Here is a 21984-nt window from a genome sequence, read left to right on the forward strand (position 1 = left end):
CCCGAACCACTCCTCACGGACTGGTGGGTAGGCGAGGCCCGGTTTCCCCTGGTGGGAGCCGGGCCTCTCTCTTTTGGCGCTCCCTGCTACAGGTGCTTCTGGAAGTAGCCGAGCACCCACTCGTACTGGCGCTGGGTGACGAGCGGGTCGGGCACCATGTGCGTCAGCCCGCTGAGCGGCAGCAGGTCGTGCGGCTTGCCTGCGCGGAAGAGCGCGTCGGAGAGCTTGAGGGTGTGGAAGAAGTAGACGTTGTCGTCCGCGGTGCCGTGGATGAGCAGCAGCGGGCGCATGGGCTTGCTCTCGTCCTTCGCGTAGGTGAGCAGCGAGCTCTTCTCGTAGGCCTCGGGGTGCTCCTGGGGCAGGCCCAGGTAGCGCTCGGTGTAGTGGGTGTCGTAGTCGAGCCAGTCCACCACGGGCGCGCCGGAGACGGCGGCCTTGAAGAAGTCGGGGCGCTTGAGGACGGCGAGCGCGGCCATGTAGCCGCCGAAGCTCCAGCCCTCGATGCCGACGCGAGCCAGGTCCACCTCGGGCACCTTCTCGGCCAGGGCCTTGAGGGCGGCGATCTGATCATCCAGCGTGGCGGTGGCGAAGTCGTACTTCACCGTGCGCTCCCAGGCGGCGGTGCGCAGCGGGGTGCCGCGCCCGTCGAACTTGACGACGAGGAAGCCCTTGTCCGCCATCCACTGGTTGAGCAGGTTCTCCGCCATGCTGTGGCGCACCACGGTGGTGGTGGGACCGGCGTACACCTTGATGACGACGGGCAGCTTCACCCCGGGCTTCGCGTTCCGGGGACGGAGGACGGAGGCGTGGAAGCCCTCCTTGCCGACCTGGAAGAACTGCGCGTTGGGAGCGAAGGGCGGCTCCACCGCGACGGAGGGCAGCTCGCCCACGCGCGTGCCGTCCGAGCGCAGCACGACGAAGCGCGGCATGGTGGTGGCCGTCTGGGTGGTGGCGACGCTCAGCCCGCCCGACTTCGCGACGTGGGCGAACTGCTCGTGCGCGGGGCCCTGCGTGCCCGTGGAGAGCTTCTCTGGCGCTCCCCCGTCCCGCACCCGCCAGAGGTAGCTCTGGGTGGGGTTCGGGTCCCCGTAGAAATAGAGGGTGCGGTCGGCGTCCACGTAGCGCGCCAGGCCGAAGAAGCCCGCGGCTGGCTTCACCCACGACTGAGCGAGGCTGCCGTCCGGCTTGCGCAGCTCTACCTCGGGGCCACCGTTGCGCTCGGTGTACCAGAGGAAGCCGCTGCCATCCTCGAGCCACCGGGGGAAGTCCTGGTCCAGGTTGAGCCAGGCGTCATCCTTCTCCGTGAGCAGCAGGCGCGTCTTGCCGGTGGCCGCGTCCACCGAGAGCAGCTGCTGCTCGGTCTGCGTGCGGTTCTGCACCAGCACCGTCAGCGGGCCGCCCTTCTTCCAGGTGACGGTGGCCACATACGGGTACTTCTTCGCGTCCCAGTCCACCCACACCGTCTTGCCGCCGGCGATGGGAATGATGCCCAAGCGCACCACGGCGTTGGCCTTGCCCGGGCGTGGGTACGGGAAGGTGTTGCCGCCCCGCTCGGGGCGCATCACGTCCACGATGGTGAGCTTCTCCACGCCGGTGGTGTCGGACTCCGTGTAGGCGAGGTGCTTGGCCTCCGGGCTCCACCAGAAGCCGGAGTAGCGCCGCATCTCCTCCTGGGCGACGAACTCGGCCAGGCCGTGGGTCTTCGCCTCCGTGCCTCCCTGGGTGACGCGCTTCTCCGTGTTGGTGGCCAGCTCGAGCCGGTACACGTCGTGCCCGCGCACGTACGCCACCTGCTTGCCGTCCGGCGAGAAGTGCGGGTCGATGACGCCCGGGCCCGTCTTCAGCTCCAGCACCTTGCCGGTGGCGCGCTCGAAGACGTAGAGCTTGCCGGACAGGCTCACGAGGATTCGCTGGCCGTCGTCCGACAAGTCGTAGCCGGTGAAGCCCTTGGCGCTCACGCGCATGCGCTCGCGACGGGCCTGCTCCTCCACTGTCAGCGTCTCCTCGGCGCCTCGCAGGAGGATCTCCGGAGTGAGGAGCTCCTTCGTCTCGCCCGTGGCCACGTCGAAGGCGAAGAGCGTCTGCGTGGCGGAGGTGGGCTGGGCGCGCAGGAAGAGGACGGTCTTCTCGTCCGGGGTGATGCGCGGCTTGGTGGGACGGCCGCTCATGAAGCGGCGCGTCTCGGCGAACTGGCGAAGGAAGGTGTCCGTCTTCGGGTCGTTCATGGGCTTGGCGACGGTCTGGGCGAAAACCGGGAGGCTCGCGAGGAGGAGCGCGGCGACAAGGTAGCGCATGCGATGCTGGCGCCCGGAACCGGGCACCTCTCCTTTCACGTCGGAGGGGCGCGAAGCCTACACTCCGGCTCCACGCATCGGGTGGGAAAGCACGGACCCGGGAGGTTATTCCCCAGATGGACCCAGAAGCACCGCACCACCTGCGCCTCGCCGGTGTCATCCGCCTGTCACTCGGCGGCGGGCGCGGGCCATCGGATGCCTACGTCTTCGATCCGCATCGGCTCGCCCTGCCCTCCTGGGCGTGCGCGCTCGGCGGGTCGGGGCCGCCAGCACTGCTGGTGACACTGGATCGGCACTTGGACATCGTGCCTCCGAGCAAGCCCGAGGCAGTGCCGGATCGAAGCGCCGGGCTGCGCGCTCTGGATGAGCACGCGCGGTGGACGCTGGACGTGCGCAACTACGATCACATCCTCGCCGCCATGGAGGCGGGGCTGGTAGGCGACGCGTTGTTCATCGCGCGGGCGCGGCCCCGGGGCTCGTTCGCGGGGGACGTATATAAGGATACGCGCGGCCGGGAGCACCGGCTGGTGGCGGTGTCCACGGTGGACCGGGCGGCGGAGGCGTTCCTCTCCCCTGCTCCGGGAGATGCGGTGCGCGAAGTGCTGGAGCGCGCCGAGCGCGTGTTGCTGGACGTGGACCTGGACTGCTTCACGTCTCCGAGTGACGCGGATCCGACCACGGTGCTGCCGTGGCCCCGGAGCGTGATTCGTGAGTTCCTGCTGCCCGACGGGAGCGAGCCCTTCTGGGACGCCGTGCTGGGCAAGGCCGTGGCGCTCACGCTCGCCCGGGAGCCCCACCACTGCGGAGGGCTGCTTGCCTCGGGTGAGCTGTTCCACGACGCGGCCGAGGTGCTGTTCCGCGAGCTGCTCCACGCCGAGCCTCCCTGAGGTGGCGCGGCTCAGCGCAGGGGCGTGTCCAGGATGCTCGGACGGTACTCGGTGATCTGCCCGCCGCTGAAGGTGAAGCGCTGGCCCACGGGCGGCAGCGTGTCGTTGAGCACGTACCCGAAGTCCAACCGGAACGGGTACACGTTGAACTGTGGGAACAGGAAGCGGATGCCCACGCCCACCGAGTGGACCATCTTCGGTCGCCGGTCGAACGCCGAGCCCGCGTCGTAGAAGAGCACCCCGCCCATATGCAGCGTCTGGAAGACCACCGGCGCCGTGCGGTACTCCACGTTCACCAGCAACAGCCGCTTGCCCGAGTACGCGTCCTGCCGCGCCCCGCGGAGTCCGTTGGCGCCGCCCAGCAGCTCGATCCGATCGAACAGGTCGTCGATGTTCACGTCGAGCACGCCACGCGCCATGAAGCGCCCGCCCAGCACCTTCGGCGAGACCTGATGTATCTCCGCCGCCCAGCGGCGGTTCGTCCACTGGCTGCCCGTGCCCAGCGCTCGGCGAATTGCCCCCGCCGCTGACACCGTGGTCAGCGCATCCGCGTACAACCAGCGGTAGCGCACCGCCGCGCCCGCTTCCGCGTAGTGCGCCGCGGAGGGGAATGCTGGCGGCGCGTACCGGAGGCTCGCCACCACATAGTGGCCGATCTGGTAGTCCTCCGAGAGCGCGTAGGTGTCCACGCCGCGCATCACCTCGTAGCGGGCCTCGAAGGCCGACAACGACAGGGAGGCATAGGTGGCGTCCTCGCTGTGCGGCAGGTGGTTCTCCTTCAGCCACTCGCGCTGCGCGTCGTCCAACGGCGCCGCCGCAGGCGCGGCGTACTCTCGGTGGTACGCCTCCACCCCGCCCGTCACGTTCACCTTGTAGTACTCGCCATAGGAGCGCGTGTAGCTGGCGCCGCCGGACACCTCGCTCGTCACGTAGATGAAGGGCACGGGCTCGCCGTCCGGGTAGGGCAGTTGCCACACCTCCGTGCCCCGGAACACCCGCGTCGTCGCCGTGTTCCACGTCACCGAGGTGCTCGCGCCCCACGGCGTGGACAGCGAGTACAGCGGGCGCTGCAACACCAGCGTGCCCCGAGATCCCTCCGGCTTGCCGCTCTCGCGCCCGAGGATGAGGGAAGCCGTCTCCCCCAAGTACCAGCGGCTGCCCCCCACCCGCCGGTTGATATAGGTCTGCCCGAAGCTCAGCGTGTCCGGCCGCAGCAGGAAGTCGAGCGCCAGCCGCTGGTTGAGGCCCAGGAAGTTCGCCTCGGTGCCTTGCAGCCGCAGGTAGCGCACGAACGAGCCCACCAGCTCGAAGTCCTGGCTGAGGCGCAGCGACCAGATGTCCTTGGTGATGACCAGCAGCGCCACGCCTCCCGGCGTCTGGCCCTTCACCGGCACCACGCGCACCACCGCGAAGATGTTCAGCTTGCGCAGGTTGCGCGCCGTCTCCTCGGCCAGCGCGGGCGAGTACAGCGCCCCGGGCTCCAGCAGCACCTCTCGGCGGATGACCTCCTCGCGCGTGCGCACGTGGAACACGTTGAGGATGTTGGGGTACGGGTCGCTCTGGGCCACCACGTCCTCGGCGGCGACGAGCACCGCCTCCAACCGCTTGCCCTCCGGAGAGCGCTCCAGCTCACTGCCGTGCTGGGCGAGGCCCCAGGCCAGGAGCGACTCCTCGTACCCCGCCGCCGGAGTTGGGGCCTCCGGCTCCGGGGCCGTCGCCATCAGCGGCGCGACCAGTAGGGTGAGGAGCGCGAGCGACACACACCCATCTTGGCATGCGCGGCGCTGTTGGCTGGGAGAGATTTCCACGCACCTGGAGCTTCCGGTGGCCCGCCGAAGCTACCGCTGGTCAACAGTCCACCCGGATGTGGCGCACCGCGTGCTGCAGGGAGGCGGGGGCGGACAGAAGATGCCACTGGCCTGAACCTGGAAAGACACCTTGGACTCCAGCACCGCGACAACGGTCCTCCTCGTAGAGGACAACGAAGACATCCGAGAGGGTCTGAGTACCCTGCTGGAAGCCGAGAACTACGAGGTGACTCCCGTGGGCACGGCCGAAGATGGGATGGAGCGGCTGCGTGTGCGGTCGTTCCACATCATCGTCACCGACTACATGCTCCCCGGAGAGAGCGGCAGGTGGATGGTGGAGCAGGCCCGGAGAGAAGCGTGCATCGGTAAGACGCCGGTGCTGATGATCACCGCCCACCCGCGCGTCGAACCTCCCGCGGGAGTGCATATCCTCCACAAGCCGCTGGACATCAACGAGTTCCTGCGTGCGGTGGAGAAGGTGCTCACCTCGGCCTCTCAGCGCACAGCGAGGACGGGCTGAGCCTCAAGCCGAGCGGAGATCTCCCGGGCGCGGCGAAGGGAGCTGCTCGCCACGGGCCACGGCGGCGACGATGCGCGCCAGCTGATCCACTCCGTCCGTGAGGGAAGCGGGGCCCGGCTGGAGGATGAACGTGCTCTTCACTTCGTAGAGCTGATCATCCACTACCGCTCGCACGTTCGACCAGCCTGGGCGGGAGACGATCTTCTCCCGCTTCGCCTTGCGGCCGCACCAGCTGGCGATGACGCCCTCCGGGTCCCTGCGCGCCACTTCCTCGGGCGTGAAGATGCGGCCCTTGGCGCCCTGGTGCTCGCGCGACTCGCGGCATACGTCCTCGCCTCCCACCAGCTCGACCAGCTCGGAGCACCAGCGAATGCCGGAGATGAGCGGCTCGTGCCACTCCTCGAAGAAGATGCGAGGGCGGCGTGGCAGCTTCTCCGCGGCCTCCGCGTGCCGCTCCAGGTTCGCCGTCAGCGTGTTCGCCAGCTTCTCGGCCTCCTCCGCCCGCCCCACCAGCGCGCCCACCACTCGCACCGTCTGGAGGATCTCCGCGATCGAGCGCTGGTTGAACAGGTACACGGGCACCCCGCGCTTGCACAGCTCGCGGCCCAGATCCGCCTGCAGGTCCGAGAACCCCAGCACCAGATCCGGCTTCAGCTCCAGGATGCGCTCGAAGTTGGCGTCGAGGAACGAGCTGACCCGGGGCTTCTTGCGCGCCTCGGGTGGGCGCACGGTGAAGCCGGACACGCCTACCACCTGGTCCCCGGCCCCAATGCGGTAGAGCGTCTCCGTCGTCTCCTCCGTCATGCAGACGATGCGCTGGGGGTAGCGCGGCGCGGAAGCGAGCAGGCTCTCCAATCGAGCGTTCATGGGTGGGCCTTATGTCAGAACTTCACGCCGTCCAATTTCTCCAGGACGGCCCTGATGGCTTCCGGGGTGGTGCCACTGCGCTTCGCCAGGTCCGGAGCCGAGTACGTCACCGCCACCTCTGTCAGTGGCCCTTCAGCGAAGCCTTCCACGACCACTGGACCGATGTCCCCGGGCCATTGGAGGGCGCTCAGCTCGCGCCACCTTCGCACCGGGTCGAAGATGGTGAAGCATGGCCAGGATGGAAACCGGAGCGTGCGGACATCGCAGCCGAGGAACGAGCACTGATCCAGATGTGCTCCTGTGAAGTCACAGTCCTCTATGCCCGCATCCTGTGACCCGTCCGTCGGGATCCCAAAGACGTTGCCCTTGATGCGACCCGTAAACCGGCAGCCTTTCAGGAAGCCCTTGTGCCAGCGGAAGTTCTTCAACTCCTGCTTCACTTCGATCGCACAGTCGATGAACCGGGCTCCCGAGATGATCATCCTCTTCGCGGGCACGCTCAAAACAAGCGTACAGCTCCTCAGTGTCAGCTTGGGCCCGAGATAGTAGAGGCCGTCCTCATCGCCAAGTACGAGTCGCTCACGCTCGATCTCTCGGTTCTCGAAGATGATGTTGTTCAGCCACATTCCTAGGCCTCTCAGAACGTGATCATCCGAAAGAACGCGTCCGCTAAGCGCCGACCATGCAAAGCCAGGTTCGAATCAGTCCCTGAGAGAAGCTCGTACCGGCAACCGGTAACCGGGTCAACGGCGTCGACCCCTGTCTTGCTCCAACGGAGGTGGCGGAACTGATCCTTCACTTCATTCTCCACGAAGCGCCCGCGGGCCTGCCGCTCTAGTAAATGAGACAGCCAATCCTTGCCCTGCTCGCTGGCTCGGCGAATGGCGGTACGCTCTTCGGGTGTCAGTTGCTGCCGGCTCCAGGTCCCGGCCACTCGTTGCGCAGCCGCCTGAAGTTGGTCCCCCACGGGATCCGCTGCGGGTATCTCCTTCACGGATTTACCGGCGGGTACGTGCCACCGCTGCCCGTTGATGAAGACCTGCCGGTTGCCTCCCTGGTGGCGGATGACCGTGGCAACGCCTACTCGCGTCTCCACTGACGCGGCAACCCCTCGACCACCGGGGCTGCGCACCATGAGGGTGAAGGTGCCCTCGGCGGGGGCCGCCACCGCCTCCACCTCTCCCGCCGCCGCCAGCCTCATGCCTCCCTGTGCCTCAGCCTGCGCCGCCGCGCGCGCAAAGCCGGGCAGCGTGGGCAGCTTCTCTGCGAGCTTCGCCGTGGTGCCGCCAAGAGCCGCTGTCACCAGCAGCACCAGCCCCCGTGCCGTGTTCTCTCCCATCACCTTGCCGAACCGCTCGCCTGCGTCCCGTAGGTGTTCGAAGCGGGTGGCCCGGTCGGCTTCCTGAACCAACCGCGCCCAGCCGTTCATCAGGCTCCACACGGTGTCCATGCCCAGCCAGGCAACGAGTGCCACCGTCAGCACCGCCGCGATGCCCTTCGAGATGGGCTCCGGAAGCAGCCACAACGTGAGGTACACGGCGCTGGTCCACACCACCAGGGCCAGCACCGCCCGCGGGTCCGCCATCTGCACGAGCGCGTGCTTCATCTCCTGGAGGACCGAACCGAAAGCCATGGCCAGCGCCAGGGTGCGCCGGTCCTCCATCCCCAAGGTGGGCCCGTCCGCCAACAGTCCCAGGCAGTCGCTCCCTGCGTGATCCACCGCGCACATGCGCAGGTACTCGCGTGTCATCCGCGCCGCGCTGGAGGCGTCCAAGGCACTGCCCTCCTCCACCGGCACCATCCTCACCACGCGCCCGCAGTCCACCTCCGCCAACAGGTTGGCTTCCAGCCCTCCCTCCATGAGCCAGTGTGCAGCCTCCGAAGGGCGAGAGGAGGACTGCACATTCCTGGCCAGTTCCCGCATGGCTGACTGGAAGTCGCCTTCGTCCAACTCCAGCGGCTCGGCGTGAACCGCTCCAGCCGTGAGCACTCGCACCTCATACCGGAGGGCCGCCAGTTCCGCCTCGTAGGGGTCGGTGCTCCCGGCGGCGCCCCTCTGCGCACTCACGCATGCGGTAAGCACCGCCAGTAGCAGGGCCCCCACCTGACGCAATCCCATGAATGCCTCCAGCACGAGGTGACACCCAGGCTACTGAAACGCTACAGAGGGAACGACGACGCTCCAGGTCCTCTCCGCTGCGTGGAAGAGGGAATGAAACTTTTTGGCCCTCCCCGGGTTGGTGACAGCGTGATGGACTCGATGCCTCGTCGCTCAGCCTTGTGGTGCCTGGCGGCACTCCTTGTCCTGGGGTGCGCCTCGGCCTCCAAGCCTTCGGTTCCTCCGTCCGCGACTCCGACCGCGCCCTCCGTGCCCTCACTCGCATTGCCGGACAGCGGTTGGAGCGAGGAGAAGCGCGCGCTCCATGCGCTGCGACGCCTTGCCTATGGGCCCTCGCCCCAGGACTGGCAGGAGGTGCGTCGCCTCGGAGTCGCCCGGTGGATGGCGCTTCAGCTCTATCCCGAGCACCTCCCGGATGAGGCCATGGCCGCGCGTCTGGCGCCGCTGCCCACCCTGCGATTGAGCACCGAGGAGCTGATCGCCCGCTACCCGCCTTTGCGCCAGCAGGCTCGCGAGCTGGGCTTCCCCCTAGAGACCCGTGAAGACCGCCGCGATCTCACGATGATGCTCGGCCCCGACGCCCTGCCGCGACGCGTGGCAGGCGACCTCATGGCCCAGAAGCTCATCCGCGCCGTGGAGAGCCAGCACCAACTCCAGGAGGTGCTCGTCGACTTCTGGTTCAACCACTTCAACGTCTCCGCCGAGAAGGGCCCCGTGCGGTGGATGGTCACCTCCTACGAGCGCGACGCCATCCGCCCCCACGTCTTCGGCCGCTTCCGTGACCTGCTCCGCGCCACCGCCCGCCACCCGGCGATGCTCTTCTACCTGGACAACTGGACGAGCGTCCGCGACGGCTTCGAGCCCCCGCGCCGCCGCTCCGGCATGCCTCCCGCCTTCCGCAAGAACGCGCGCGGCCTCAACGAGAACTACGCCCGCGAGTTACTCGAGCTGCACACCCTCGGCGTGGACGGTGGCTACACCCAGCAGGACGTGCGCGAAGTGGCCCGCATCTTCACCGGCTGGTCCCTCAACCGCCCACGCGTGGCTCCCTCCTTCGTCTTCCGCGCCAGTGCGCATGACGCCGGAGAGAAGACCGTGCTGGGCCACACCTTCCCCGCGGGCGGTGGTGAGCAGGACGGAGAACGCGTCCTGGACATGCTCTCCCGTCACCCCGCCACCGCGCGCTTCCTCGCCACCAAGCTGGCGCGCAAGTTCGTCTCGGATGAGCCCCCGGCCGCGCTCGTGGACCGGCTGGCCCAGGTGTTCCTCGACACCGACGGAGACTTGCGCGCCCTCTATACCGCCCTCTTCACCTCTCCCGAGTTCTGGTCCGACGCGGCCTGGAGCGCCAAGACCCGGACGCCCCTGGAGCTCGTGGCCTCCAGCATCCGCGCCCTCGGCGGCACCACCACTGGCGACTTCCCGCTGGCCCGCGCCGTGGAGCGCATGGGCGAGCCCCTCTACCGCGCCCCCGCGCCCACCGGCTACCCCGAGCACGCCGCGCCCTGGGTCAACGCAGGTGCCCTCGTGGTCCGCCTCAACTTCGCCCTCGCCCTCGCCTCCGACCGCGTGCGCGGCACCGACGTGAACGTGATGGCGCTCGTGCCCCAGCCGCCTCCCGCCGACACTGGCGCGCTCGTGGATGCCCTGGCGCTGCGCCTGCTCTACGAGCCCCTCTCTCCCCAGACGCGCGCCACGCTCCTGGCCGCCCTCGAGCCGGGCGAGGACGAGCGCATGCCCGATGGCGAGGTGCGCCCCGTGGACGTGCGCCGTGCCGTCGGCCTCCTCCTCGGCTCCCCCGAGTTCCAGAAGCAGTGAGGCCTGTCATGTCCCTGTCCCGACGCGCCCTGCTCCGCTCCGCCGGCCTCTCCCTGCTGGGACTGGCCACCCTGCCTCCCTTCCTCGCCCGCGCCGCCGAGGCCCTCCCCACCGGCCGCCGCAAGGTGCTCGTCACCCTCTTCCTGCGCGGCGGCGCCGATGGCCTCTCCCTCCTGCCACCCGTGGGAGACCCGGACTACTACCGCCTCCGTCCACAGCTCGCGCTCGCCGCACCGGGCTCGGCAGAGGACGCGGCGCTCCGGTTGGACGACACCTTCGGCCTCCACCCAGGCCTGGAACCTCTGCTCCCCTGGTGGCGCGAGGGCGTGCTCGCCGCCGTTCCCGCCGTGGGACTGCCCCACCCCGTGCGCAGCCACTTCGACGCTCAGGACTTCGTCGAGTCCGGCACCCCCGGCGTGAAGTCCACCCGCGACGGCTACCTCAACCGCGCCCTGGCCTTGCTGCCCGTGGATCCCTCCGCCGGCGCCTTCCGCGCCGTGGCCCTGCAGCCCACCCTCCCCCGCGCCCTGGCGGGAGACGCTCCGGCGCTCGCCCTCGACTCCCTGCAGAGCTTCCGCCTGCGCGTCCCCAGGCGCACCGGCGCCCTCAGCTTCGACTCGCTCTATGCCTCCGCCGTGGACGAGGCCCTGCGCACCACCGGCGTGGAGACCTCCTCGGCGCTCTCCCTGGTGACCGACCGCCAGCTCGCCGACCAGCCGCCCCAGCATGGCGCCACCTATCCCCGCTCGCCCCTCGGTCGCCGCCTGCAGGACCTGGCCCGTCTCATCCACGCCGACGTCGGCCTTCAGCTCGCCGCCACCGAGTCCGGCGGCTGGGACACCCACATCCTCCAGGGACGCGGCAAAGGCCCCTTCGCCACCCGGGCGAAGGACCTCGGCGAGAGCCTGGCCGCTTTCGCCACGGACCTGGGCCCCCGGCTGGCCGACGTGCTCGTGGTGGTGCTCAGCGAGTTCGGCCGCACCGCCCGGGAGAATGGCAACCGAGGCACCGACCACGGCACCGGCGGCGCCGTCCTCCTGCTGGGCGGCACCGTGCGCGGCGGCCGAGTCGCAGGACCGTGGAGGGGTCTGTCCGAACCCAACCTGTTAGATGGGAGAGATGTGCCCTCGCTCACCGATGTGCGCAACGTCCTCGCCGAGGCCCTCATGACGCACTGCGGCCTGCTCACGCCGGAGGCCGTATTTCCAGGGCTCGGCGCGCGGCCCGCCCTGCTCCGTCTCTTGGGTGACTGAAGGTCCGGTGCTACCATACCCCCAGGATTGGCCATGAAGCCGCCCGGGGGCGGCGGGGAAGCCCATGATTGAAAGCGACGCCTCAGCCGGGGGCGCGCCACCCACCGTGGTGGATCCCCTGCTGGGAAAAGTCCTCAACGAGCGCTTCAAGATCCTGGAGGCATTGGGCTCCGGCGGGATGGGCCGTGTCTACAAGGCCATGCAAGCGCCCCTGGACCGGCCCGTCGCGCTCAAGGTCCTCAATCCCCAGTACGGTCAGGACAAGGACCCGGGCTTCCAGCGTCGCTTCTTCCTCGAGGCCAGCGTCACCGCCCGGCTGCGCCACCCCAACACCGTCACCGTCATCGACTACGGAAAGACCGACGACGGCATCTACTACATCGCCATGGAGTACCTGGAAGGGCAGACGCTCTCCCAGCTCCTCACGCAGATGGGCCCCCTGCCGTGGGCCCGCGCGCTCAACATCGCCCAGCAGATCGCCCGCTCCCTGCGCGAGGCGCACAAGATCGGCCTCATCCACCGCGACCTGAAGCCCGCCAACGTGATGATCCTCAATCAGGAGACGGATCACGACGTGGTGAAGGTGCTGGACTTCGGCCTGGTGAAGTCCTTCATCCCCGACGGCGGCCAGTTCCCCGCCGACGTGTCGCTGACGCAGGCGGGCGTCATCCTCGGCTCGCCGCAGTACATGGCGCCCGAGCAGGCGCGCAACATCTCGGATCCGCGCGGCGACGTGTACTCGCTGGGCGTGGTGCTCTACCAGATGCTGCTGGGCCGCCCGCCGTTCCACGCCGAGCAGAGCATCGACATCATCGTCAAGCACCTCAACGAGCCGCCGCCGGCCTTCTCCGCGCTGTGGCCCAACCACACCATCCCTCCCGAGGTGGAGGCGCTGGTGATGAAGTGCCTGGCCAAGCGCCCCGCGGACCGCTTCGACTCCATGGACGCGGTGCTCGAGAGCATGCGCCGCGCCTCGGCCAACGGCGGCATCAGCGGCGTGTTCACCGGCCCGCGCAGCTTCCCCGGCGTGGGCAATACCGGGCCGCTCACCGGCCCCATCTCCCCGCCAGCCTCGGCCCTCTCGCCCTCGGGCGCGTCCACCGTGGCGCTCGACATCTCCGTGGAGGAGCCCGAGGCGCGCAAGCGCCGCAACTCCCTGGCCATGGCCCTGTTCGGCGGCTCGGTGCTGCTCGGCGTCGGCGTGGCCCTGGTGCTCGCCTTGCGCTCGCCCACGCCCAGCCCTCCGCCAGTGCTGCCTCCGCCCGCGCAGCAGCCCGTGGCCACCGCCCCGGTGCCACCGCCTCCCGCGCCCGTCCAGGAGACCGCTCCCGCCTTCAAGGCGCTCACCCCCGAGTCGAACGCGGAGCCCGTCCCCGAGGAGCTCGTCCCCAACGCGCAGAAGCCGCCTACCGAGACGGCACCGGCCCTGCCCGCGCAGGTGCGCTTCCTCATCGCCAGCGAGCCGAGCGGCGCCCGGGTGACGCACGCGGGCCGCAAGCTGGGCCAGACGCCGCTGGAGCTGAAGCTCCCCGCAGACGACGCGGGCCGTGCGAGCGCCGAGCTGACCTTCGAGCTGGCTGGCTACCCTCGTGCCACCGTCACCGCCGAGGGTGAGGGCCCCGAGGTGCGCTTCACGCACAAGCTGAAGAAGAAGAGCTCGCGGCCCAAGTCGTCAGGCTCGCGTGGTTACAAGGACGATCCCTACCAGTGAAAATGCCCGGAGCTTTCAAGCACGCCGGCGTCCTCGCGCTGTGTCTGTTCGCGGGGAATGCCATGGCCGACGAGCGCCTGGAGGCGCGCCGCCACTTCCGCAATGGCATGAGCCTCATCGCCCAGGGGCAGTTCGACCAGGGCATCGCCGAGCTGCAAGAGGCCTACGTCATCAAGCCTCACCCCAACGTCCTCTACAACATCGCGCGCGCGTACCTGGACGCGGGCCGCTCGGTCGAGGCGCTGGAGTGGTACCGGCGCTACCTCACCTTCAACCCACCGGACGCCGAGTCGGTACGCGCCACCATCGCCCGGCTGGAGGCCACGGTGAACGCGGCCGAGCCCGCGAAGCCGGCCGATCCACTCCCTATGCCTCCGCCCCCGCAGAAGGGCGGCCCCGCGCTGGACGCGCAGGCCATGGCCGCGCTCCTCGAGCGGCTGGAGAAGGCCATTGCCCGCGCGGAGGCACTGCCCGCGGCGCCCGCCACGCCTGTCCCCGCTCCCTCGGCGACGCCCGGTACGGCCACGCCAGGAGCGCAGGGCTCCGGCACCTCCACCGATGACGAGGGCGCGGTGCCCTACGAGGAGCGCGTGGTGACGGCCAGCCGTCGCGCCCAGTCCGCGCTGGAGGCCCCCAACGCCACCACGGTCATCACCGCCGAGGACATCCGCCTCTCGGGTGCCACCAGCCTGGTGGAGCTGCTGCGCCGGGTGCCTGGCGCGGACGTTATGGAGCTGGGCGTGGGCAGCGCCAACTACTCGCTGCGTGGCTTCAACCAGCGCGTGGCCAACAAGGTGCTCGTGCTGGTGGACGGGCGCACCGAGTACCAGGACTTCCTGGGCATGACGCTCTGGTCCAGCATGCCCATCGCGCTGGAGGAGATCGAGCGCATCGAGGTCATTCGCGGACCGGGCAGCGCCCTGTACGGCGCCAACGCGATGCTGGGCGTCGTCAACATCATCACCCGCGCGCCGGGCACCGGGCCGCGCGCCCAGTTCCAGGCCATCGCGGGTGGCGGCAACACCGCGGGAGGCTCCTTCCTCAGCCATGGAGCCACGGGCGCGCTGCGCTACCGCATGTCCGTGGGCTACGGGCAGATGGACAAGTGGAGCCGGGACTTCGCCGAGGAGCGCCAGGACGTGGTGCGGCGCATGCCCGAGGAGACCGTGGGCCACCGCGGCGCCCGGGGCAACCTGTCCACCGAGTACACCTTCGCGCCGGGCTTCGACCTGGGGCTGTCCGCGGGCCTCAACCGCTTCTCCACGGAGCTGTACCCGCTGGGGGTGCTGCGCAACTTCTACATGGACGGCATCACCTCCTACGCCAAGGCGGACGGGGGCCTGGGGCCGGTGAAGCTCAAGTTCTTCTGGAACCACCTGAACGTGGACGCGGGGCCGCAGTACGAGCCCATCGGCCAGCGCTCGCTGGCCACGCGTGTCACCTCGCACCTCTTCAACGGAGAGGCCCTCTTCAGCAAGGGCTTCGAGCTGGCCGGAGAGCACCAGCTCAACGTCGGCGTCGAGGGTCGCCTCAAGCGCGTGACGTGGAACTACCTCGGCCCCGGGCTGAAAGAGGAGTTCCACGCCGCCGCCTTCGTGCAGGACGAGTGGCGGCCGGTGCGCCCCCTGCGCCTGCTGGCCTCGTACCGCGTGGACCGGCACCCGCTGCTGGACGCGGGCAAGCCGGGCCTGGCGCACTCGCCTCGCGTGTCCGCCATCGTCATCCCCATCGAGGGGCACGCCTTCCGCGCCAGCGCGGCCTCCGCCTTCCGGGAGCCCACCTTCCTGGAGAGCTACACGGACCTGTTCGTCCCCGCTCCCGGCGTGCCCGGCGCCAGCGCCAACACCCGAGGCAGCCGCTCCCTGAAGCCCGAGCGGCTGGTGGCCCTGGAGCTGGGCTACCGCGGCGAGGCGCCCGCCCTGGGCATCGACTGGGACGTGGCCCTCTACCAGAACACGGTGAAGGACCTCATCGACCTGTCGGCGGTGCAGCGACTGCCGGCCAACGAGTCCTTCGACCCGAGCACCGGCACGTACCTGCTGGGCCGCTCCTTCTTCCAGAACGAGCAGGCCACCTATGTCTCGCGCGGGGCGGAGGCCGGCGTCTCCCTGGCCCCCATCGACGGCCTGGGCATCAAGGCCAGCGCCGCCCTGCAGAAGGTGTCGGCGGAGGGCGAGGCGAACGAGCAGTGCGGCCCGTGCAACCAGGCGCCCCAGCTCAAGCTCTTCGGTGGCCTCACCTACCGCACGCGCGCGGACCTGGAGTTCGGCATCGACGCGACCTACACCTCGGGCACCACCTGGATCGAACGCGAGCCCAACGCGGCGGACCCCACCAGCATCCAGCTCATCGCCAACCCGCTGGCCGCCTACACCCTGCTCAACGCCCGCGTGGGCTACGAGGTGCTCGAGGATCGGCTCACGGTGGCCCTGGTGGGCTCGAACCTGGCCAGCGCCCACAACCAGCACCCGCTCGGCAACCGCATCGAGCGCCGCGTCTACGCGACGCTGACGGTGACTCCATGAACCGCTCCGCCGCCCGAGGCCTGGCCCTCGTGGGCCTCTGCTTCTCCACCCTCCTGCCGCTGGGCTGCGAGCCGCCGGACGTCGTGGCCACCGAGGACCGCCAGCAGCAGACGCAGACGGCGCGCATCGAGGGCACCGTCGTGCTGCAGGGCCGTGCTCGCGGCAACGCCGTGGTGTTCCTCTACGACGCCGAGCGCCCGCCGCCGCCTCAGGGCACCGGGCGCCCCCTCTCCTTCACCGTGGTGCCCCAGGAGGAGCTCTTCGGCGCGGAGCTCGGCACTGCCTCCGTGGGGCCCTTCACCGCGCCCTTCATCTTCCCCCTGGTGCCTCCGGGCCGTTACCTGCTGCGCGGCTTCATCGACGGGGACCCGTGCCGCATCGGCGGCGCGTTCTGCCATGGCCCGGACTTCATCCCCTGGTTCAACGTCACCGCCGAGCCCAATGGAGGAGACGTGGCCGGCGCCGCCATCGACCCGCTCACCCGCGTGCAGCGCGTGGTGGAGGTGGACGTGAGCGCCAGCGGCGAGCCCCTGCCCGTGCTGGGCGTGCCGGTGAGCTTCTCCGACGCGGCCGCCGTGCCGACCGACCGCCCCGCCTTCGAGGTGGAGGGCACCTCGCGCTTCGAGGCCGGAGAGAACCTCAAGGTGCTCAAGCTCCACTCCCGCGCCATGCCCGAGGGCGTGATGAACCTGCGGGACCCGCTCTTCCTCGTGCGCTTCATGGACGAGAACCACGATGGCGTGCCGGATGACGCCAACCGCGACGGCAACCCGGACCTCTGGCCGCGCGTGGTGGTGCGCAAGCTCGCCAACGGCGCCGCGCTCACCGACGAGAACGACCTGGACAACAACGGGGTGCTCGACACCCAGGGCGTGGACTATGCGCACGCCGACGGCTCCCAGGACGGCAAGCCGGACCTCGTGGTGCTCGCCTCCGGCCTCGTACCCGACACGTTCATCAGCGGCCTCACCGACGCCGAGGGCAACCCGCGCATGGACGCCGTGCTGCCCTTGAAGGAGCTGACCCTGGCCGTGCGTCCCATCGCCTTCGATGCACGGGACGCCAGCGCGCCCGCGATGCTCGCGAAGGTGCCCTCCGGCCGCTACGCGGTCATCGTCCTTCAGTCGACCGGACAGACGTGGCGAGTGCCCAACGAGCTCTCCCCGGCGCTGGCCGAGCGGCTGGGCCTGCCTCCCCTGGAGCGCCAGGCCTTCGTTCTGGAAATCCCCTAAACCCTGGATTTGACAGGTATTTCGTCCCCGCGCTCCTGGGTCTTCCCACCCTGGCCTCGGGTGCTGTACGATTTACCTGTTTCTCGGACTTAACTTTGTTTTGACACCCACCCTGGATTCCTGCATTATTCAAATTATGCAGTTCAGGGGGATTTTCCTGAACGAACGAGGCAAGGTCTATGAAGGCTGCAACGCTCGCTCCTGTCGCCGCTATCTCCGTTCCTCGTCCCGCCGTGGAGTCGGCTCGCCAAGTGTTGAAAGTCGCCACGGGGACGTCCCAGCGCGTCCTGCTCATCGATGACAGCCGCTCCATCCGGACGCTGCTGAAGATCTACCTGATGGCTCGCAACTTCGAGTACGTCGAGGCCGAGTCCGGTGAGGAGGCCCTGCGGCTGCTGGACCAGGGCGGGATCGACCTGGTGCTGACCGACTTCCGCATGGAGGGCATGGACGGCGCCGAGTTCGCCACCCAGGTGCGCGCCAACAAGAACATGCGCATCGCCCGCACGCCCATCCTGATGATGACGGGCGAGTCGAACGTGGCCGAGGTCCGCTCGCTGGGCCAGAAGGCCGGCATCAACGCCTTCGTGCGCAAGCCGGTGAGCTGCGCGCAGCTGATGACGCTGGTGGACACGATCCTGCCGCGCAACACCTGAGTCGTTGCAGGGAAGTCCGTGAGCTGGGGCGCATGCCCCGCTCGAGAGGCGAGGCCGTGTATCAGGCCGGGCGTGGCGAAGTACGGGCCCGCCGGCGCTTGCGGATCGCCTCGATGGCCCGGATGCCCAGCAGCACCGCGAGCACGCTGGCGTAGACGAGCGGCTCGGTGGCGTCCTTCTTCACCCGCCAGATGAAATGCACCACGCCCAGCGCCGCCGCTACGTACGCGAGCCGGTGCAGGCGCTGCCAGGCGGGAAAGCCCATGCGCCGTACGGCCGCGTTCGTGGAGGTCAGCGCCAGGGGCACCAGCAGCATCAGCGCGGCGAAGCCCACGGTGATGAAGGGCCGCTTGGCGATGTCCTCGACGATGGCGCCCAGCGCCAGTCCCTGATCCGCCACCGCGTACGTGAGGAAGTGCAGCACCGCGTACCCGAAGGCCATCAGCCCCAGCAGCTTGCGCAGGCGCATGGGCCAGGTCCACGCGAACAGCAGCTTGGCCGGGGTACACGCCAGCGACAGCACCAGGAAGACGAGGGCGATCAACCCGGTCTGGTTGAGCACCACCTCGATGACGTTGGCGCCCAGCGTGCCCTGCGCTCCCTGGAACGCCAGGAGCGCCAGCGGAGCGAGGCCTCCGACGAGGACAGCGGGCTTGAGCCAGGGCAGCGGCGGGGGGGCCATGGGTCAGTAGTTCTTGCGAAGGTCCATGCCAGCGTAGAGGGAGGCCACCTGCTCCGCGTACCCGTTGAAGGGCAGCGTGGGGCGGCGGCTGTACTCGCCGATGCGGCGCTCCGTGGCCTGGCTCCAGCGGGGGTGATCCACCTGGGGGTTCACGTTGGCGTAGAAGCCGTACTCGTGAGGCGCCGAGAGGTTCCAGGTGGTGGGCGGCTCCTGCTCCGTCAGCGTGATCTTCACGATCGACTTGATGCCCTTGAAGCCGTACTTCCAGGGCACCACCAGCCGCATCGGCGCGCCGTTCTGGTTGGGCAGCGTCTTGCCGTAGAGACCCACCGCCATGAGGGTGAGCGGGTTCATGGCCTCGTCCAGGCGCAGGCCCTCGACGTAGGGCCAGTCGAGCACCTGGCGCTTCTGGCCGGGCATCTGCTCGGGGTCCACCAGGGTGGTGAAGGCCACGTACTTGGCGCGGCTGGTGGGCTCCACGCGCTTGAGCAGGGCGCCCAGCGGCAGGCCGAGCCAGGGGATGACCATGGACCAGGCCTCCACGCAGCGCATGCGGTAGACGCGCTCCTCGAGGGGGGACCAGGAGATGAGCTGGTCGATGTCCACCGTCTGCGGCTTGTGGACCTCGCCGTCGATGGTGACGGTCCACGGCCGGGTCTTGAGCGTGTGGGCGTTTCGGGCCGGGTCGTTCTTGTCGAGCCCGAACTCGTAGAAGTTGTTGTAGGTGGTGATGTCCTCGAAGGGCGTGGGCTTCTCGTCGGTGTCGTAGGGCCCGGGGCCCTGCGTGTTGGCGGTGGGCAGCGAGGCCAGCCCGCCCCCATCCGGCACGTAGCGATCCATGGGCCGGGTGCGCTTCATGCCCAGCAGGTAGATGCCACCGCCCACGACGGCCGCGGCGCCTACGAAGAGGCCGGCGTTCTTGATGAACTCGCGGCGACGCAGGTACTGCTGCTCGGGGGTGATTTCGGAGCTGGGGGGCTCTGGCGCCTTCTTGTCGGACATGGCACCCGCATTACGCGGCAACTCGGGGCCCGGTTACCACTGAGAACGCCAGGCTCCCTCCCCTGCCTACCGGGAAGCTTCCACCTCGGCCGGGGAGGCCAGGGCCGCGGCACGCTCGCGGGCCTCCTTCATGCGCCACAGGGCCCACCAGGGGGTCGACGGTGACTCGTGGTGCTCCCAGTGGTAGCCGAAGAAGTAGCAGGAGAGCATGGCCCACAGGTGGTTGCGCGGCAGGGTGCGCGCGTGGTGGGGGGCCATCTCGGCGGTGTCCGGGCGGCGGTGCGGCCGGTAGGTGCCGAAGTAGAAGAGCTGGAGCGTGCCCAACAGCGCGGGAGCGCCCCAGAAGAGCCACAGGCGCCACATGGGGACGCCCAGCCACTCCAGCACGTTGAACTTCACCGCCATGATGACGAGCTGCGACACGGTGGTGTAGCGGACCATGAAGGTGGCCAGCCACACCCAGAAGGACTGCGAGCGCGTGGAGAAGTCCGGATCGCCCTCGCCTGTCGGGTCGGCGTGGTGGGCGCGGTGGTTCACCACCAGCCGACGGTAGGAGAGCCCCGCGAAGAGGAAGCAGGCGACCGTGCCCACCGCCGTGTTCACCCAGCGGCGGCGGCTCACCGTGCCATGCATCGCGTCATGGCCGGTGATGAAGAGGCCGGTACACAGGTAGCTCTGCACCACGACATGGAGCCAGGTAAGCGGGGAAGCCCACGACAGCCCGTCCGCCGTGAGCAGCCAGGCGAGGTGCCCCAGCCAGGCGCCGAGGATGATCAGCGCGAGGGGCACTCCCCAGGGACCATGGTGGACGCGGGTACTCATGCGCCAAGCATTATGGCTTGGTCGGCTCGGAGCCACCGAACTCACGCACGAGCTGGTCGGCGGTGACGAAGCGCGGCTCGATGTCCACGGGGACGTTCTGCAGCCGGTCGAGCACGCGCTTCACCTCGGGGCGCACCACGCCCAGCTTCGCGAGCAGGGCTTCGGCCTGGGCGCGGTCTCCGCGGCCCTGCAGCTCCATGAGCTGCTTGGTCAGGTCCGTCACCGAGGCCTGGATCTTCTCGGGAACGATGGCGAAGGTGCCATCCGCGTTCACCTTCACCGCGCCGGTGTCCAGGAAGTAGTTGAGCTGGAGCGCCACGCCCTTGCCGTGGGCCTCGTCCACGCCAAAGCGGATGGAGCGGAACATGGAGGCCAGATAGGTGGTGTACATGGTGCGCTCCAGCGCCTTGTCCAGGGAGCCCTTGTTCACCAGCTGCTGCAGGGCCCAGAGGCCGGAGATGTCCGCCTTGGCCTCCTCGATGGCGCTGGAGGAGGACTGGAGCGCCTGGCGCACCGTGGTCTCCTTGCCGCTCACGGAGATGTTGTGGGGCCCCAGCCCGTGCATCAGCTCGTGCATGAGGATGTGGGTGAAGAAGGCCTCGAAGGAGACGTCCTTGCGGTCCTTGGCGGCGAGCGCCACCTTGGCGATGGGCTGGAGCACGCGCTGGAACTTGGCCTCCTGCACGTTCTTGAGCATCACCCGCTTGCTGCCCTTCTCGGCGGTGACGCGCTCATCGTTGGGCAGGTTGAAGGCGGCCGTCTGCACGCCCCGGTTGGCGTCACCCGAGGAGAAGACGCTGTTGACGACCCGGATGGGCGCCAGCGCGCCGAGCTTCGGGTTGCGCATCTTCGGATCGATGGGGAGGGCGTTCTCCAGGCCCTGCAGCTCGGAGCTGAAGCGCGAGAGCTTCTGGGTCTCCGCGTCGTCGCGCAGGGTGATGAAGGCCTCGAAGGCGGCCTTGTAGTTGAACCAGTTGTCCTCGTAGACCTCGTAGGGCCCGATGGTGGGCTCGACGGTGGCGTCCAGCTCCATCCAGGCCACATCGCTCGCGTAGTAGTCGTTGGAGAGGAAGGCGTCGGCGCGTGCGGAGAGGAAAGCCTTGAGCGTGGGCTGCTGGGTGAGCGCCGCCGCCTCGCGCAGGAGCTGGGCGGCTTGGACGAGCTCTCCCTGGTACTCCACGCTGAAGGGCACGGAGATGAGCTTGCCGTCCGGCGCGCGGCGCAGGGTGGTGTAGAAGCCGGTGGCCTCTCGCTGCTGGGTCTCGGGCAGTGCCTTCACCCATTTCTCGAGGTCGGCCTTGGTGGCACCGGCCGGGTAGAAGTTGCCCTCCTCGGGCTTGGCGGGCACGCCGGGGATGAAGGGGCGCGCCTCGTCCAGGCGGGACCAGGGGCCCTTGTTGAGGAGGAACGCGTGCAGCCGCGCGCGGCCCAGGGGCGTCGTGTCCTGCACCAACTCCAGGAGCAGCGTCTCGTTGCCGGCCCACACCTGGCGCAGGAAGAGGGTGTCCATCAGCTGCGCGGCCTGCACCATCTTGGCGAGGGCGCGCTTCTCGTTGGCGGGGAGCTTGGAGGTGTCGACCTGGAGGTCCACCGGGGCGAAGCGCGCCGTCATGCGCTGGAGCTGGGCGGCATCCGGGTAGGAAGTGGGCTTGGGCTCATCGGCCCGTGCGGCGCCCGCGAGGAGCACCGCCGAGAGGAGAGACAGGAGGGAGCGTGTCATGGGCCGGCGTCTTAGCGCCTTCCCTGGCAGGTGGGGAGCACGACTGTGGTCTGACTTCCGCGCTCTTT

At 69.2% G+C, this 21984-nt stretch carries 17 protein-coding genes; 8 read left to right on the forward strand and 9 right to left on the reverse strand.

What is annotated here, in order from left to right; all coding sequences use genetic code 11:
• Nucleotides 1–86: 86 nt before the first annotated feature.
• Entirely contained in the window at nt 87–2294 is a 2208-nt protein-coding gene (locus SYV04_RS37065; protein ID WP_321550769.1) for a S9 family peptidase, read from the reverse strand.
• Nucleotides 2295–2410: 116 nt separating this feature from the next.
• Between SYV04_RS37065 and SYV04_RS37070 the strand changes: the two genes are divergently transcribed.
• Nucleotides 2411–3181, forward strand: a complete 771-nt coding sequence (locus SYV04_RS37070; RefSeq protein WP_321550770.1) for a hypothetical protein — start codon at nt 2411–2413, stop codon at nt 3179–3181.
• Nucleotides 3182–3192: 11 nt separating this feature from the next.
• On the opposite strand, the gene SYV04_RS37075 is transcribed toward SYV04_RS37070, so the two are convergent.
• A complete protein-coding gene (locus tag SYV04_RS37075; protein ID WP_422724007.1) occupies nt 3193–4941 on the reverse strand; it encodes a BamA/TamA family outer membrane protein in 1749 nt (582 codons plus the stop codon).
• 178 nt (nt 4942–5119) lie between these two features.
• Here SYV04_RS37075 and SYV04_RS37080 point away from each other — a divergent pair, with 178 nt between their 5' ends.
• On the forward strand, nt 5120–5509 hold the full coding sequence (locus tag SYV04_RS37080; protein ID WP_321550771.1) for a response regulator: 390 nt from the start codon (nt 5120–5122) through the stop codon (nt 5507–5509).
• Between the two features lie 3 nt (nt 5510–5512).
• Here SYV04_RS37080 and SYV04_RS37085 read toward each other — a convergent pair whose 3' ends face one another.
• The 3 genes from SYV04_RS37085 to sitA5 are packed head-to-tail and all read right to left on the reverse strand — an operon-like array spanning nt 5513 to nt 8495.
• Nucleotides 5513–6376: a cobalamin-binding protein gene (locus SYV04_RS37085; protein ID WP_321550772.1), complete on the reverse strand. Its 864-nt coding sequence runs from the start codon at nt 6374–6376 to the stop codon at nt 5513–5515.
• Nucleotides 6377–6390: 14 nt separating this feature from the next.
• Nucleotides 6391–7002 carry a hypothetical protein gene (locus tag SYV04_RS37090; RefSeq protein WP_321550773.1) on the reverse strand — a complete coding sequence of 204 codons (612 nt, stop codon included), beginning with the start codon at nt 7000–7002 and terminating at the stop codon, nt 6391–6393.
• Nucleotides 7003–7013: 11 nt separating this feature from the next.
• Complete coding sequence (gene sitA5 / locus SYV04_RS37095; protein ID WP_321550774.1) at nt 7014–8495, reverse strand: SitA5 family polymorphic toxin; 1482 nt, start codon at nt 8493–8495, stop codon at nt 7014–7016.
• 249 nt (nt 8496–8744) lie between these two features.
• Between sitA5 and SYV04_RS37100 the strand changes: the two genes are divergently transcribed.
• The 6 genes from SYV04_RS37100 (at nt 8745) to SYV04_RS37125 (ending at nt 17690) form a co-directional block, all read left to right on the forward strand.
• Entirely contained in the window at nt 8745–10313 is a 1569-nt protein-coding gene (locus SYV04_RS37100) for a DUF1800 domain-containing protein (RefSeq protein ID WP_321550775.1), read from the forward strand.
• 8 nt (nt 10314–10321) lie between these two features.
• The gene (locus SYV04_RS37105) at nt 10322–11566 is read left to right on the forward strand and encodes a DUF1501 domain-containing protein (protein WP_321550776.1); all 1245 of its coding nucleotides are present in this window, start codon (nt 10322–10324) and stop codon (nt 11564–11566) included.
• A 64-nt stretch (nt 11567–11630) separates the two neighbouring features.
• Entirely contained in the window at nt 11631–13277 is a 1647-nt protein-coding gene (locus SYV04_RS37110; protein ID WP_321550777.1) for a serine/threonine protein kinase, read from the forward strand.
• 2 nt (nt 13278–13279) lie between these two features.
• Nucleotides 13280–15802 (forward strand): TonB-dependent receptor domain-containing protein, encoded by a 2523-nt coding sequence (locus tag SYV04_RS37115; protein WP_321550778.1) that lies wholly within the window; start codon nt 13280–13282, stop codon nt 15800–15802.
• The gene (locus SYV04_RS37120; RefSeq protein WP_321550779.1) at nt 15799–17034 is read left to right on the forward strand and encodes a hypothetical protein; all 1236 of its coding nucleotides are present in this window, start codon (nt 15799–15801) and stop codon (nt 17032–17034) included. The genes SYV04_RS37115 and SYV04_RS37120 overlap by 4 nt, the downstream gene beginning before the upstream one ends.
• Before the next feature lie 251 nt (nt 17035–17285).
• Nucleotides 17286–17690, forward strand: coding sequence for a response regulator (locus SYV04_RS37125; protein ID WP_422724008.1), 405 nt, complete (start codon nt 17286–17288; stop codon nt 17688–17690).
• A gap of 61 nt (nt 17691–17751) precedes the next feature.
• Here the strand turns inward: SYV04_RS37125 and SYV04_RS37130 are convergent, their stop codons facing one another.
• The 4 genes from SYV04_RS37130 to SYV04_RS37145 form a co-directional block, all read right to left on the reverse strand.
• Nucleotides 17752–18372 (reverse strand): protein-methionine-sulfoxide reductase heme-binding subunit MsrQ, encoded by a 621-nt coding sequence (locus SYV04_RS37130; RefSeq protein WP_321550781.1) that lies wholly within the window; start codon nt 18370–18372, stop codon nt 17752–17754.
• Nucleotides 18373–18375: 3 nt separating this feature from the next.
• Nucleotides 18376–19374: a protein-methionine-sulfoxide reductase catalytic subunit MsrP gene (gene msrP, locus SYV04_RS37135; protein WP_321550782.1), complete on the reverse strand. Its 999-nt coding sequence runs from the start codon at nt 19372–19374 to the stop codon at nt 18376–18378.
• A gap of 66 nt (nt 19375–19440) precedes the next feature.
• On the reverse strand, nt 19441–20196 hold the full coding sequence (locus tag SYV04_RS37140) for a fatty acid desaturase (RefSeq protein WP_321550783.1): 756 nt from the start codon (nt 20194–20196) through the stop codon (nt 19441–19443).
• Between the two features lie 10 nt (nt 20197–20206).
• The gene (locus SYV04_RS37145) at nt 20207–21916 is read right to left on the reverse strand and encodes a dipeptidyl-peptidase 3 family protein (RefSeq protein WP_321550784.1); all 1710 of its coding nucleotides are present in this window, start codon (nt 21914–21916) and stop codon (nt 20207–20209) included.
• Nucleotides 21917–21984: the final 68 nt, after the last annotated feature.

It is taken from the genome of Hyalangium ruber (genome assembly GCF_034259325.1).
Lineage (GTDB): Bacteria > Myxococcota > Myxococcia > Myxococcales > Myxococcaceae > Hyalangium_A > Hyalangium_A rubrum.